The sequence below is a fragment of the Psychroserpens ponticola genome (genome assembly GCF_023556315.2).
In the GTDB taxonomy this organism is placed as follows: domain Bacteria; phylum Bacteroidota; class Bacteroidia; order Flavobacteriales; family Flavobacteriaceae; genus Psychroserpens; species Psychroserpens ponticola.
In genome coordinates this window covers 3284170-3300537 of record NZ_CP116221.1, presented here as the reverse complement: position 1 = coordinate 3300537, position 16368 = coordinate 3284170, and the positions used below count along the sequence as shown (strand labels likewise).

Sequence of the window (16368 nt, the reverse complement as noted above, 5' to 3'; positions counted from 1 at the left end):
TCAATTTAAAGTTTTAATATTTTTGAAGTCAAAGTTTGACCATTTTTATTTTCAATCTTAACTAAATAAAGACTTGGTGATAAATCTGAAATATCATAAGCGTCATTTTTAGTGAATTCACCATTAAATGATTTTACTAATTTTCCAGTAATATCAAATATTTGTAAGTTTTCAAATGCTTTATTTGTTTTAAATGATGTGTTTACTGGATTAGGATAAATACTAAAAGATTCAGTAGCAGTAAATGTCTCATTACTTAAGGTTGAAGGTAAATTCCCAAATATTCGAAACTGACCAGCTGGAATCGTAATTGTTGCAGCACTGTATGTCGTATTACCAGTGTTATCCATTAAGTCATACCAATTTCCACCAGTAGGAAAGTTAGTATTCATAGTTTTAGAAACTACATCAAAATTGGCTAATATGACAACATTTTTAATTTCAGTACCTGGAAGACTAGTATCGAAAATATCAATTCGTGGAGTTAAATTTCCTGAAGTAATTGTGTAATCTCCTTCAAATACTGGCTCATTAATTTTTAAAGTAATTAATCTTGCCCAATCGTCATAGATTTGTCTTCTATTAGAATCACCTAACCAGTTTTCTGTCCATTGAGGTTGTGGTTTTGTGTCTAATTTACAACCATCGTCATCAACACTTCCATCTGGGCAAGTAAATATTGAATTATCCATTCCTAAAGGTGCAAAATGCCATAACATTTTTGGACCAGGAACCGTTATTGAAACAGCACCTAAAGCTGACATTCTTGAAAGCGCAGTGTTTAAATCTGTAACATTATGTGAACCATTAGATTGATTCCCAAAAGTTACATTTTTGTACATTAAACGTTCTTCATCATGACTTTCAGTATAACCCATAACTCTTGGGCCTTGAAATTGTGAACGCGATTTGTGACCAATACCGTTGATGTTATTGTTAGAGTTATAACCCATTGTAAGTTGACTATAAGGGTCTGTCATTTTAGCCCACATCATTACACCTTTACCTTCATTATAACGATGATTTGCCCATTCTTTCTCTTCATTCTCTGATCCTAAATGTTCAAAAATAACATAATGCGTATCATCTAATGACCAAGAATAATCTGCATAGGTTTTTAATATATCTACACGGTCTTGTTGGTAACTATTAGTACATCCTTCATTATTTTCGCACATTTGAGTAAACCCTTTTGTTAAATCCCAACGGAATCCATCTATCTTGAATTCTTCAATCCAATGTTTAACAACACGTCTTGTGTATTCTTGAGTTAAAGTACTTTGGTGATTAAAATCAGAACCAACATTATAACTGTGTTTTGGAACTTCATTAAAATAAGGGTTTTCACTATTTGGTTCACCCCAACCATCACCATCAGGATCATTCATCCACATTCTGTTCATTGGATTTCTTCCGAATGCATGATTTAATGCAACATCTAGAATAACTGCAATATCATTTTGGTGACATAGATCTACAAATTCTTTAAATTTATCTTCTGTACCATAATACTTATCTAAAGCCATATGAAAAGATGTGTTGTATCCCCAACTTTCATTCCCTTCATATTCCATAATTGGCATTAACTGAATAGCATTGACATTAAGATTTTTAAAGTAATCAATACGGTCAATTAAGTTTTGATAATTTCTATCAGCATCAAAATCTCTGATTAAGACTTCATAAACTACTAAGTCTTCTTTTTTTGGTTTATTGAAGTTTGCAACTTGCCAATTATATGGTGTTTGTCCTGTTTGTAAAACAGTAACCTCTCGTTCTTGTCCAGCTGGATACGTTGGTAAGTTTGGATAACTATTACTTGGAATGTACGGATCATCAAAAGGTGATAATACTAAAGTTGAAAATGGATCTGCAGTCTTAACAAGTCCTGGAGAATCAGCGATAGGATTAGTATCAAAAACCCAATATTGGTAAGTTTCAATTTGACCAGGTGTTAAACCAGTAAGTTCTAACCAATATTTTCCTGTACTAGGATCACGTTTCATTACGTCTGAATTTGTAGGTGTATAATTGTTGAAACTTCCAGCTATTTGAATGAATTCTTTTCCAGGTGCTGTTAATACTAAGGTTGCTTTTGTTTGATTAGAGCTGTAGTTAATTCCATCTTCAACACCAGTAGGAAGTACTTCTTCAGTTACAGCAGTTACGACAAAGACCTCAAAACTTGTTTCACCTGATTCACTTGAATTAGGAGCAGGAGGAGAACCAACAACACGAACAGTGCCACTTTCAGTTATATTTGGTATTGTATATGTGCAATTAGGAAACCCACAAGTTCCAGTTCCAACAGACACGTTATTGTAGAAAATTTCATAACTTCCTTGCACTGTTGATGATCCTTGAAAATATATTATAGATTTAACAGTTAAGTCGTCACCTGAATTTATTACAACTTCAGAAGCTGAAGGTTCTGTTATAACAATACTCACAGTACCAACTGAAAATATATAATCATTACAACCATCCTCTTTTAACTCTTGAGTTCCATCTTCATTTCTAAAGACCATTCCTATTTGAGTTGCTGCATCAGCTTGAGGTTGTGTTAATCCGTAATAAGTTTGTGGAGTTATCGTAATAGTATATATTCCGCCACCTTGATTTGTCATTTGCCCAACACCATCATCTAGTCCCCAATTACCAATAACATTAAATCCAAAAGCATCTGAATTATCACCAATTCCTGAGTGCATGTAAACACTAGTTGGATTAGTAATTCCATTACAGTCTGTATCAACAGTATTGTTTATGTCAAGGGTAATAGTAACAGGTTGATCTACTTCAATAGCTCCTACACTAAGAGAAACTTGAGCTTTAGAATAGAATGATATTAATAATAATAGGAGTAAAATTTTTTTCATAGCATGTATTTAAAAAAAAGGCTATGTTGTATTTACATCATAGCCTTTTAAGTTTATTATTAATTTAGTGTAATGCTCATGTTAACAGTATCCACAGTTAGGGTATATGTTCCAGGAGCACCTGTAAATGAGAAGTTATTATCACCATCCAATGCATCCTCAAAATTTGGATCGATAGTAAAACCTTCACTTACATAGTAAGGATAATTAAAACTTGGAGAATCCCATTCTAATGCGCTATCAGTAAAAAATCTAAAGGAGTCATTTGCAAAAGTAACAGAACCAGAATAGACACCGTCACCAGTACATGGTAATTGTACAGGAGTTGTCCATGCCCAACCTGCGTCAGGTACACCAGCTCCAACTAACCAAAGTTGATCATATTCACAATTTGTTTGAGGAGAGCCTAAAGTAATTGTTTGATTAATTGTATCAACTGTTAAGAAATATTCTCCTGGAGTTCCTGTAAATGAGAAGTTATTGTCACCATCCATTGCATCTGCGAAATTTGAATCTATAGTATACCCTTCATTTGTATAATAAGGATAATTGAAACTTGGAGAAGCCCATTCTAATGCACTATCAGTAAAGAATCTAAAAGAATCATTTGCTAGGTTTACGTTACCTGCATATACTCCAGATCCAGTACATGGTAATTGTACAGGAGATGCCCAACCCCAACCTGCGTCAGGTACACCAGCTCCAACTAGCCATAGTTGGTCGTATTCACAGTTTGAACCTACTGTAGGATTACCTAAAGTAAGGGTTTTATTTTCTGTATCAATTTCAAGAGAATATTCTCCAGCTGTGCCTATAAATTGGAAATTACTATCACCATCATTTGCATTTATTAAATCGGCATCAATAGTATAACCTCTAGCTTCAAACCAAGGGTAATTATAACCAATTGGTCCCCAATCTTGTTGAGCAAAAAACCTAAAATTACCACCATTATCTGGGCTTAAATTAACATTAGCTGAATAAATAGAGCCTTGTGATATAAATTCTTCTGGAGAACCCCAACCCCAACCAGCATCTGGAAGACCTGCTCCAACTGCGTAAAGTACTGAAGGGAAGCCTGCTTCATGCGGTGTTACTGTAATTGTAATAAGATCTGAATTTCTTTCAAGATCTCCAGATGTTGTTTCTAACACAGAACGAACTCTAAGGTCTAACATAGATACAGTTTCTGCTTGAAGTCCTAAATTAAGTGCAGCAGCATTCAATTCGCTATGAGTAAAAGATAAGGTTCTATCTTGTGTATCACCTAAAGATTCTACAGTTGCAAAATCTGTTCCTGCTACAGCTATTTCAATATTGTAATTTATAACTACTGGGCTGTCAGGAGAGAAGTTAGGATCTGTCCAATCAACAGTTAATGCAGTTTCATCTTCTGTAATGTCTGATAATACAATTTCAAATGTACTATCAGGACTAGTAATAATTGGATTTTCTTCAGGATAAGAACTTACAGTTAATCTAATCGCGCTAGTTTGTGAGTCATTACCTATAACTCTTAAATATATTGAAGTTTCTTCTAGAGCAGAAATATCATTATCTAATAATAATGAATTTAAGCCTTCAACAGACATTGTAAAAGTATTTGAATTTGAATTACCAATAGTCAAAGGATTTGTAAACTCTTCATCTATTGACATTTCAATAGCATAAGTTTCTGCTCCAGTAATATTGTCATTCCATACTATTGTAAGAGCTGGGTTTTGGTCGTTAGAACCATCTAATATTATGCTAACTCCATCACCTGGAGTAATAATGCTAAAGCTCTCTACAGGAGTAGTAAACTCAAAATCTTCAGTATCATCACAATTTACAGCAAATATTAGTATAGTAAATAAGGATACTAGTTTTAATATCTTTTTCATTGTTTTTTAGTTTAAAGTTAAAGAATAAGTATACTCTCTAGGATTGCTTAAGTCTAGTGTAATTGTATAGTTCCCAGATTCAGCTATTCCAATATTATCACCACCAAATTCCATAGTGCCATCTGCACCAGAATCTCCTAAGTTGATGTCCCAACCGTCATTAGCTCTAAATTTAATTCCATTATCTGGAGCTTCTTGAGCTGTTAAATCTAAAGTTAAGCTAAGCATGCGTGTTGCAGGATCGTAAATCATATCTGTATCACTATCCCAACCTGTTGGTGTTGCATTACCTATAATTCCCCAGCTTTGAGCTTCAGTAGAATATGTCAAATCAGAAGTATTTGCCTTTACTAAATAATATCCAGCAACTGTTGCATTACAATTAGCTTCACCATCCATGTCTACTAATACACCTGTGCTAGTACCATCATCTCCCCAATCTGTATTCCCCCAATCGAATGCTCCTGTTTGATCTGGTGCTAAAAATTTATACTCACCATCTAGCCATACATAACCTTCGTAGTCAGTTTCTCCAAATGCTGAAGCAGCTAAATTAGGTGCTGTTGGAGGATCCCAACCTTGATGATTTCCAGGAACAGCTAACCTTGGTAAGTCTGTAGTGAATGGTGTTACAGTAATTGTTACCATACTTGAGTATTGTGGCAATACATTTTCGTCACCTATATCAGATTTAATTCTAATATCTAAAGCGCCTTCAACAAATGGAAATAAACCAGCTTGGGTTACAAAACCATTAAAATTAGAAATGTTAGTTGATAACGAATTAGTGTTAGTATTTCCAATTGCAATTGGGTTTTCAAAATTTGTTCCAGATACAGCTATTTCAGCAGTATAATTGATACTAGTTGGAACATCGTAAGTAGCATCTTCCCAACTTACAGTAATTGCAATATTTGTTTGATCCTCAAAAGGATTAAGAATTATAACTTGTCCTTCATCTGGTGTTAGGATATTTCCGAAACTCCCTTCGGAAATTTGTAAATTGTCGTCATCACTACATGAAATGAATAATGTAAATGTTATGAGACAAAACTTAAATAAATATTTCATTTTCATAGTTTTAATATCCTGTGTTTTGTGTTAAATTAGGATTTGCTCCTCTAGCTTGTTCAGGAATAGGGAATAACTTGTAATGATCAGGAATAGATGTTCCTGCAGCTGTATTTCCTTTCCAAGGCCAAATATAGTTTCCTCCTGTGAACTTATTGAAACGTATTAAATCTGTACGTCTATGTCCTTCTAAGTTTAATTCTCTACCTCTTTCATCTAAAATAAAATCTTCAGTTAATTCAAATGAACTTATTGAGTTAGCATTAGAACGTGTTCTAACTTGATTTACTAAATCTAAAGCCGTATTGTTATCCGTTCCAATTGCATTATGTACTACCGCTAATTCAGCATACATTAAATATACATCAGCTAATCTATATAATGGGAAATCTGTACCAGAGAAACTTGTTGCAGAAGTTGCCACATCATAATCTGTATTTCTAAATTTAATTGATGGATAACCATCTGTCCATTCTCTATAATCTGTCATCTCATAATTATGACCATTTGTCCAAAATAAACTTGCTCTAACATCATTAGAAGCAGCTAATTCAGAAGCACTTGATCCAAATAATCCGTACCATGCTGATGAAGCACGATGTCCTTGCCAGCCTTCTAATGCGCCAAAATCTTCAATAGGCATAGTGTCAGAACTTAAACTACCATTTACGATATACGTTGTGTTACCAAAACTTTGACTACTTACAGCGTCAGCAATTAAAGGAAAAATAATTTCAGGAGAATTATCGTTGTCTCCTGAGAAATTTTGAACAAAATTCGTTGCTAATTGATATCCACCTTCGTTTATGATTTTATTAACATAAATTGATGCTTGATCATATTTTGGTTGTCCAATATAAACTTCAGCATTCATATATAGTTTGGCAAGTAACATATCTACTACAAAAGTATTTGCTCTACCATAACCATTTGATGGTGGCATTAATGGTTCAATCTCTAACAATTCAGTTTCTACATAAGTAAACAGTTCTAAACGAGTAGACTCTGGAAGTGGATCACTCGTTCCTAAATCATCTTCTGTAACGAGAACACCTTTACCAAAAGAATCAATTAGGTAAAAGTAAGCTAAAGATCGTAAAAAACGAGCTTCATTTTTTGCCAAGTCTGTTCCTTCTAATGAAACTGAGCTTAGTACATCAATAAGATTATTACATTGAGGTATGGTATAATAAATTCGATTGTATAAGTATCTGAAAAATTTATTATTTCCATCCCAGTTAGATGTTGTTGTTAATTGGTCTAATCCATCATCTCCCCAACGATTCTTCATGCCATCAGCAGTAAAATCTTGTAGGTTTACAATTCCTCTTAAAAAAGGAGATTCACCAGCATCATCATCGATATCTGAACTTCCTGAGCCATCTGGTCCTGAGAGTGCAAATGATGCATATAACCGAGATACAATACCTTCGATTGCGTTAGGATCTTGAGCCAATAACTCTTCTAATGTTAATTCAACTTTGGGTTCAACATTAAGATCGTCTGTACATGAATAAATTCCTAGAAAAGAGAAACTTAATAGTACAACTATTGTTTTTATAGCTTTTTTCATATTTTTTTGTTTAAAAGTCTAAATTAATTCCAACTGTATATACGGTAGGTCTAGGGTAGAAATTACCATCTATTCCTCCAAAATTTTCTGGATCTTGCCCAGAATAATCAGTAACAATGAAAGGATTAGTAACACTTCCATAAAAACGTACAGTAACATCCTTAATTATATTATCAAATCTATGACCTAATGCAATGTTATCACATCTAAGGAATGATGCATCTTCTAGGTAGTAATCAGAATAAATTGTATTTCCAATTGCTTCATAGAAAGCAGGATCAGCAGCTCCATCATAAAAGTTTAGTACATTTGATAAACTGGTATTGTTATCTGGTAATGCATTTTCTACGTTTCCGTAACTAAGTTTATTTAAGTTAAAAACGTTTCCACCAATTTGCCCTCTAAAACTAGAACTTAAATCCCAATTTTTATAAGCAAAGTTTAATCCAAATCCATACGTCCAGTTTGGCGCGATTGATTGATAATAACGGTCATCATCATTAATGACGTTATCTCCATTTGTATCTGCAAATGCACCTGGAATAGGCGTGCCATTAGCATCGTATAATTGTTTAAATACATATGCGCTTCCAGCCTGTTGTCCTACAGCATGACGTTGTAAGAATGTACCTGTACCTGTTACAGTACCACCAGTTGGAATACTTGCTAGTCCTTCTAAGTCTGTGATTTCTGTATTGTTGTAAGCAATATTTGAAACAATGCTAAATCTGAAATCCTCTGTTTGAATAGGGTTAATATTTAAATTTAATTCAAATCCTTTGCTTTCAGTTTCACCAACGTTATCAGCAAAACTACTAGAGAATGATTGCCCTGGAGGAAGTGGAACATCTGCTAGTAAGTCTGTGGTTTTTCTAAAATAAACATCAAAAGCACCTGTAATCAGATTATTGCTTAAAATATCAAAATCAAGACCAGCATTATAAGTGGTTGTTTTTTCCCATGTTAATTCAGAATTAAAAGGTATTGCAGAATATAATCCTGACGTCGGTAAATATTGACTATTATTACTACCAGGTTGGAATAATGCCCTTGATGGGTAATATCCTACAACATTTGTAATGTCTTGTTGTCCTGTTTGTCCCCAACCTAATCTTAATTTTAAATCATTAATAAAGTTGCTGTTTTGTAAGAAAGATTCCTTATTAATTTTCCAAGCGAATGCTGCTGATGGGAAAAATCCCCAACGGTTATCTTCTTGGAATAATGAAGACGCATCTGCTCTAAATGATAAAGTTAAAAGATATTTTCCTGCGAAATCTATATTTGAACGACCAAAGAATGATTGTAGATTTAAAAGGTTGTAATACCTGTTATTAGGATTGTTGGCATCAAAAGTTTCAAATCGGTCACCAATAGTAAGATTATAGTCTAACTCCTGTTGTTCAGTAGTTATATAATCATACTCGTCTTTGTTTCCGTCGTTTTTAAAATTTTGGTACGAATAACCTGCTTGTACATCAAACTTGTTAATAAAACTTCCTTCCAAATCTTTATTATATTGAACATAAGCATCTAATGTAGTATTAGTTATGTGTTGTCTTTCTGCAAAATTAACACCTGGATTAAACACATAAGGTGAAGTATCATTGCCAGTGACACGATATGTCGCTAAAGAGTTATCAGAAAAACGCTCTTCAATTTTTGCTCTAGATGCATCTAACCCTAAATTAACAACAGCTTTTAAACCTGGTACGAAAGGCAATTTGTAATCTAATTCTACGTTTCCTAAAAATCTAAATACACGTTCTGGGCGCTCACGTTGATTTAGTAATGCAACTGGATTCCATTGACCATCTATTAAGTTTCCATTCATGTTTACATAATAACCTCCGAAAATGCTATTGTTATCATATACAGGTTTTGTTGGATCGAAATTAATTGCGCCTCCAAGAGCTCCACCTGTGTCAATAGAATTTTTGTCTGCATACGTCGCTTTAGCATTAATATCTAATTTTAAATTATCATCCAATAATTTAGGAGTTAATTTAAAAGAAGCACTTACACGTTCATAATCATCCGACATTACAACACCTTTGGCATTGGTATATCCTACAGATGCTCTGAAAGGTATTTTTTTGAATAAATTTGCTCTAGCACTAAAATTTGTATTTGATGTTATTGCAGTTCTAAATACATTATCTCTCCAATCAGTGTCATATATAGCACGACCATCTATAATTTGAGATACAGATTCATTTGTACTTACCGAACCTACAGGTACTCCTAAAGAGCTTACGAAAGTTGGGTGGTATTCTTGAATGAACTTAACATATTCACTACTTGTCATCATATCTAAACCACTTCCAGCTTTACTAACAGAAATATCAGAAGAGAAGTTGTAAATTATTTCATCTCCAGAGGTTCCTTTTTTAGTTGTAATAATGATTACACCATTAGAAGCTCGAGAGCCATAAATTGCTGTTGCCGAAGCATCTTTTAATATAGAGAAGCTTTCGACATCATTTGGGTTGACTAATGACAAAGGATTGCTTACTCCAGCAGGACTGTCATTTCCAATTGGTACACCATCAATAACAATTAATGGACTACTATTTGCAGATAATGAAGCACCACCACGAATTCTAATGTTTGGTGCAGAATCTGGAGAACCTCCAGAGTTTGTAATACGAACACCTGCAGCTTTACCACTTAATAATTGATCGGTAGACACAATAGGGCCTTGATTAAAGTCTTTTGAAGAAATTACATCAACAGATCCAGTAAGATCTTCTTTTTTTACAGATCCATATCCAATAATGACAATTTCATCAAGTTGTGACGCGTCTTCAACCAATATAACGTCTAAAGGAGATTGGCCTGAGAAGGTAATTTCCTGAGTTATATATCCTAAATAAGAGAATACTAGAATATCGCCTTGATTAACTGTAATGCTATAATGACCATCAAAGTCAGTTGCAGCTCCAGTTGTAGTCCCTTTGACAAGGATATTGACACCTGGTAAGGGAGATGTATCAGCTTGGTCTGTTACGGTTCCAGTTACCAAAGTTTGTGCAAATAAAGTTGCAGGTAACAAAAAAACTAATAGCAGCAAGCTATTTAAAAATGTTTTCATACACTATTTTTAAGTTAATTTTAGTTAATTTATTGTTTATATTTTCACTTCTAGCGTTAAAACTATGTAAAATTTGGTCAAATTTTGAATTATCAGATTGTATTTACTTAGCGAAAACGTTTTCGTGTTAAGAACTTTTTTTAAATTAACAGAAATCAATAAATTATAGCTTATTATTATTGAATTTATAATTAAATAATATCTTTATTGCCATATTAAGAAAAGTACGCCGCAGCCTATTTTTTTAACATTCAAAATTATATTCCTCTTTCATGAAAAGAAAAGTAACACTAAAACAAATTGCTAAAGAATTAGATGTTTCCATATCTACAGTCTCTAAAGCGCTTAGAAATAGTATAGAAATAAGTGAAGATACAAGACAAAAAGTTCAAGCATTTGCAAAACTGTATAACTATAGACCTAATAACATTGCATTGAGTCTGAAAAATAGGAAAACAAAAACTATCGGAATTATAATACCTGAAATTGTTCATCACTTTTTTTCGAAAGTCATTACTGGTATTGAGTTGGTGGCAAACAAACGTGGTTATAATGTAATTGTTGGTCTTTCTAATGAGTCTTTTGATAAGGAAGTAATTAATATGCAAATGCTTGCAAATGGTAGTATAGATGGTTTTATACTTTCCATTGCTAAAGAGACATTGCAACATCAAGATTACCACCATTTTATAGAAACGATTAATCAAGGGATGCCTATCGTAATGTTTGATCGCGTAGTCAATGAAATTCCTTGTGATAAAGTCATTGTTGATGATGTTAAAGGCGCAAAACTGGCCATTGAAAAACTAATCTCATGTGGTTGTGAAAACATCGCTATTATTACAACTAAAGATTATGTAAGTGTAGGTAAATTAAGAACTCAAGGATATATTGAAGCTCTTGAAGATAATAAAATGCATCCCAAGTCTTCTTTGATTTTAAAAGTAGATGATAAGTTATTATCTGAAAATCAACTAGAGGCACTTGAAAAAGAAATTGAAGAACTTTTTAAATTGAATAAAAATATTGATGGAGTTTTTGCAGTAAATGAATTATATGCTGTTACTGCGATGAAAGTTGCAAGAAAACTTGGGTTAAAAATTCCAGAATCGCTACAAGTGGTTAGTTTTACTGATGGAGTGCTCTCAAAACACTCTACACCAAGTTTAACAACGGTGAGTCAACATGGACAAAGTATTGGTGAGAAAGCTGCCGATTTGTTAATCAATAGATTAGAAATGGATGAAGGTGAAGAGGGTGAAGAAGAGGAAGAAGAAATCTATGAAACTGTTATTATTGAGACTGAGTTGATTGAAAGAGAATCTACCAAAAAATAGATTTTAAATGAATTAAATAAAAACTTTACTATATTTACGCCATAATCAAAACTTATATTTTCACTTCTACATTTAAGTTTTGATAAGTTTTATCGCTTGTCAATAGTATTAATATAAACATACTATTATGAAAAAGCGCACCCTTAGTTTTTGGGAAATCTGGAACATGAGTTTCGGTTTCCTAGGAATACAATTCGGTTTTGCATTACAAGGAGGCTTTATGTCTCGAATATTTCAAACGCTAGGAGCTGATGAGCATTCTATTCCATTATTATGGATTGCTGCACCTTTAACGGGTTTACTTGTTCAGCCAATTATTGGTTATATGAGTGATCGAACTTGGCATTCTAGATTAGGACGTCGTCGGCCTTATTTTTTAATAGGAGCAATTTTGAGTTCACTAGCTCTGTTTTTTGTACCTTTTTCTTCTGCATTATGGATAGCAGCTGGATTTCTTTGGATTTTAGATGCATCAATTAATATCTCTATGGAACCGTTTAGAGCTTTAGTTGCTGATAAACTTACCGAATCTCAAAGAACGTATGGCTTTGTTGTTCAAACTTTAATTATAGGTATTGGTACATGGATTGCGAGTAATTTACCTTGGATGGTGTCTCAAATTGGTGTTAGTGATTCTGCAGCTTCTGGAATTATTCCAGATTCAGTAAAAGTAGCATTTGCTATAGGTGCATTCGTCTTTTTAATCAGTATTTTATATACCATTTTTACCACTACAGAATATCCTCCAGAAGATATGGAAGAGTTCAAACGTGAGAAAGCCAAGAAAAATCAATTCATTCCAGACATATTAAATAATATTGGTAATATGCCTTTAACGATGAAAAAATTAGGTGTCATTCAGTTTTTTTCATGGTTTGCATTTTTCACAATGTGGAGTTTAGCTAACCCAGCATTAACTGAGCATGTGTTTAATACTCCTGCTCCTGTTCAGTCAGCTTTTGATATGACGAATACTATTCAAGCTCAGGCATTTGATGTTGCAAATACAGCATTTCAAAAATCATCAAATTTAGTAGGATCTGCAATGGGAGTTTATGGCTTATCATCAATGGTTTTTGCTCTTTTGTTGGTGTTGTACACTTCAAAAAGAAACATTAATAGAAAGTATGTACATATGTTTTCATTAATGGTTGGTGGCCTTGGTTTTATTCTAATGTATTTTACGACACCAGAAAATCTTAAATGGTGCTTTGTTTTAATTGGCTTTGCTTGGGGAAGTATCTTATCAATGCCTTATGCAATGTTGTCCAGTTCAGTAGATCCTAACAAGATGGGAATGTTTATGGGAATCTTCAATATGTTTATTGTAATACCTCAAATTATTGCAGCACTTGGAGGTATTAATTTTGTGTCTGGCTTATTGGGCGAAGAATCCATTAATGCTATGACTGTTGCAGGAATTAGTTTAATAATTGCAGGACTTTGTAATTTACTGATTACAAATAAAAATGCAATTTCTTATCAATCAGAATAATAGAACTTAATGAATAAAAAAGGATTCATATTTGACCTCGATGGTGTTATCGTAGATACCGCAAAATATCACTTCTTAGCATGGAAAAAATTAGCGAGTAGTATAGGTGTAGATTTTTCCGAAGTACAAAATGAGCAACTTAAAGGCGTAAGCCGAGTTCGTTCTTTAGAAAAAATATTAGAATGGGGAAATAAAACCCTTTCAGATGAAGATTTTACTAACCTAATGGCTATTAAAAATGAAAATTATCTGAGTTATATTGATAACATGGATGATTCAGAAATACTTCCAGATGTATCTAAAGTATTAGATTTTCTTATTCAAAACAAACAAGCTATTGCTTTAGGGTCGGCAAGTAAAAATGCGACACCAATTTTAAAAAAGGTTCACCTTTTAGAAAAGTTTGAAGCCATTGTTGATGGTAATGATGTGTCTAAAGCAAAACCAGATCCTGAAGTGTTTTTAATTGGAGCAAAACTTTTAGGAATAAATCCAGAAGATTGTATCGTATTTGAAGATTCTGTTGCTGGAGTTCAAGCAGCAAATATGGCAAATATGATATCTATAGGTATTGGTGAAAAATCAGTGCTACACGAAGCTGATTATATTTTTAAAGATTTTACCGAAATGTCACAAGAATTTATCAAGCAAATTATTTCAGGAGAAATAAACAAATAATAAAAAACGATTTATCAATCAATAACTGATTTATAAAGTATAATGAATAACAATTATATACAACCAGATAACTGGTCAATTATAGAAGAAGGCTTTGATGCCAAGCAAGTTAAGTCTTCAGAAAGTTTAATGAGCCTAGGTAATGGAGCCATGGGACAACGTGCTAATTTTGAAGAACACTATTCAGGTGATACATTTCAAGGAAGCTATGTTGCTGGTGTTTACTATCCAGATAAAACCAGAGTTGGTTGGTGGAAAAATGGTTACCCAGAATATTTTGCTAAAGTTTTAAATGCTCCAAATTGGATTGGAATTAATGTTTCAATTAATGGCGAGCAATTAGACTTAGCCAAATGCAATAAAATTGAAAATTTTAGAAGAGAGCTCAACATGAAAGAAGGTTGGCTATCTAGAAGTTTTATTGCTACGCTTCAGAATTTTATTGAAGTTAAAGTAGAAACAAAACGATTCTTAAGTTTAAATATCGATGAAATTGGTGCAATAGAATATAACGTCACTCCTTTGAATAATGATACTCAAATTGATTTTTCTCCTTATTTAGATAATGGAATTACCAATGAAGATTCTAACTGGGATGATAAGTTTTGGGATGTGCTTAGTGTTAATCACGAAAATGAACAAGCCTTTATAGTTTCTAAAACTATGAAAACACACTTTTATGTCTGTACATCCATGCAAACTCAAGTGTCATTAAATGGACTTGTTTTAAGACAAGACAAAACAGTTAATGACGCTATCGATAAAATTGCATTCACCTATCAAAACCAAGTGTCAAAAGGTGAAACAATAACGCTTACAAAATTTGGAGGTTATATTTCTGATAGAAATCATGACAAAAATGAATTGGTTTCAGAAGCTAAAAAAACGTTAAATAAAGTGTCAGAATTAGGTTTCGATGCTCTATTAGAGAAACAGAAACAAGCTTGGGCAAAAATTTGGGATATGGCAGATATCACAATTGAAGGAGATGTTGCTGCTCAACAAGGGATTCGATTTAACATCTTTCACCTAAACCAAACGTATCTTGGTACTGATGCTAGATTAAATATTGGTCCAAAAGGATTTACAGGTGAGAAATATGGAGGTAGTACGTATTGGGATACAGAAGCTTATTGCATTCCGTTTTATATGGCTACCAAAGATCAAAGTGTTGCTAAAAGCCTTTTAGAATATCGGTATCATCATTTAGAAAAAGCAATTGAAAATGCTGAAAAATTAGGATTTTCAAATGGCGCAGCTTTATATCCAATGGTGACTATGAATGGTGAAGAGTGTCATAACGAATGGGAAATTACTTTTGAAGAAATTCATCGAAATGGTGCCATAGCATTTGCTATTTATAATTACCATCGTTATACAGGAGATTACAGTTATATACCAGAAAAAGGTTTAGAAGTTTTAATCGGAATTGCTAGATTTTGGCATCAACGTGCAAACTTTTCAGAAGCAAAAAAGAAATATGTTATTCTTGGAGTTACAGGTCCAAATGAATATGAAAATAATGTCAATAATAACTGGTATACAAATTATATCGCAAAATGGTGTATTGATTATGCTTTAAGTAATATTGAAAAAATTGAAAAGGAGTATAACTCTGATTATACACGAATTATGCATAAAGCAAAATTGTCTAAATCTGAATTGTCACAATGGAAAGACGTTGCAGATCAGATGTATTTCCCTTTTGATGATGAAAAAAATGTTTATTTACAACAAGATGGTTTCTTGGATAAAGAATTAATTACAGTTTCAGACCTTCCAAAGTCTCAACGACCAATCAATCAAAAATGGTCTTGGGATCGCATCTTACGTTCACCATATATAAAACAAGCTGACATCTTACAAGGATTCTACCTTTTTGAAGATCATTTTTCTTCTGAAGAATTAGAACGCCATTTTGATTTTTACGAGCCTTATACAGTACATGAAAGCTCTTTATCTCCTTGTGTGCATAGTATTCAAGCAGCAAAATTAGATCGTATGGAACAGGCATATGCCTTTTATTTACGAACGTCTCGTCTAGATTTGGATGATTATAATCATGAAGTAGAAGAAGGTTTACATATTACATCAATGGCAGGAACTTGGATGAGTATTGTTGAAGGTTTTGGAGGCATGCGAATCGTAAATGATAAACTGTCTTTTGAACCTAAAATCCCTGAACAATGGGAAGCATATTCATTTAAAGTCAACTTTAGAAACCAGATTTTAAAAGTCGATGTTGCTAAAAATGAAACAGCATTTGAACTCGAAGGAAACCAGGACATAGAAATTTTAGTTAAAGGAAAATCTATTTCTATAAGCCCTAATAATTTGGTTACAGTATAAATATCAATC

The 16368-nt window shown here is 33.0% G+C and carries 9 protein-coding genes; 4 read left to right on the top strand and 5 right to left on the bottom strand.

Annotation, left to right across the window (positions count from 1 at the left end; translation table 11 throughout):
• Positions 1 to 5: 5 nt before the first annotated feature.
• From MUN68_RS14510 to MUN68_RS14490, 5 genes are read right to left on the bottom strand one after another with little or no spacing between them, the layout of a single operon-like run.
• Positions 6 to 2879, bottom strand: a complete 2874-nt coding sequence (locus MUN68_RS14510; RefSeq protein ID WP_249993608.1) for an alpha-amylase family glycosyl hydrolase — start codon at positions 2877 to 2879, stop codon at positions 6 to 8.
• 59 nt (positions 2880 to 2938) lie between these two features.
• Positions 2939 to 4762 carry a SusE domain-containing protein gene (locus tag MUN68_RS14505; RefSeq protein ID WP_249993609.1) on the bottom strand — a complete coding sequence of 608 codons (1824 nt, stop codon included), beginning with the start codon at positions 4760 to 4762 and terminating at the stop codon, positions 2939 to 2941.
• Between the two features lie 6 nt (positions 4763 to 4768).
• Complete coding sequence (locus MUN68_RS14500; protein WP_249993611.1) at positions 4769 to 5833, bottom strand: SusE domain-containing protein; 1065 nt, start codon at positions 5831 to 5833, stop codon at positions 4769 to 4771.
• A 10-nt stretch (positions 5834 to 5843) separates the two neighbouring features.
• Entirely contained in the window at positions 5844 to 7406 is a 1563-nt protein-coding gene (locus MUN68_RS14495) for a RagB/SusD family nutrient uptake outer membrane protein (protein WP_249993613.1), read from the bottom strand.
• A gap of 10 nt (positions 7407 to 7416) precedes the next feature.
• The gene (locus MUN68_RS14490; protein WP_249993615.1) at positions 7417 to 10500 is read right to left on the bottom strand and encodes a SusC/RagA family TonB-linked outer membrane protein; all 3084 of its coding nucleotides are present in this window, start codon (positions 10498 to 10500) and stop codon (positions 7417 to 7419) included.
• 272 nt (positions 10501 to 10772) lie between these two features.
• On the opposite strand from MUN68_RS14490, the gene MUN68_RS14485 reads away from it, so the two are divergent.
• The 4 genes from MUN68_RS14485 (at position 10773) to MUN68_RS14470 (ending at position 16359) form a co-directional block, all read left to right on the top strand.
• Positions 10773 to 11837 (top strand): LacI family DNA-binding transcriptional regulator, encoded by a 1065-nt coding sequence (locus MUN68_RS14485; protein WP_249993617.1) that lies wholly within the window; start codon positions 10773 to 10775, stop codon positions 11835 to 11837.
• Positions 11838 to 11964: 127 nt separating this feature from the next.
• Positions 11965 to 13332: an MFS transporter gene (locus tag MUN68_RS14480; protein ID WP_249993619.1), complete on the top strand. Its 1368-nt coding sequence runs from the start codon at positions 11965 to 11967 to the stop codon at positions 13330 to 13332.
• Positions 13333 to 13341: 9 nt separating this feature from the next.
• Positions 13342 to 14010, top strand: coding sequence for a beta-phosphoglucomutase (pgmB, locus tag MUN68_RS14475; protein WP_249993621.1), 669 nt, complete (start codon positions 13342 to 13344; stop codon positions 14008 to 14010).
• Between the two features lie 42 nt (positions 14011 to 14052).
• Positions 14053 to 16359, top strand: coding sequence for a glycoside hydrolase family 65 protein (locus tag MUN68_RS14470; RefSeq protein WP_249993623.1), 2307 nt, complete (start codon positions 14053 to 14055; stop codon positions 16357 to 16359).
• Positions 16360 to 16368 lie beyond the last annotated feature (9 nt).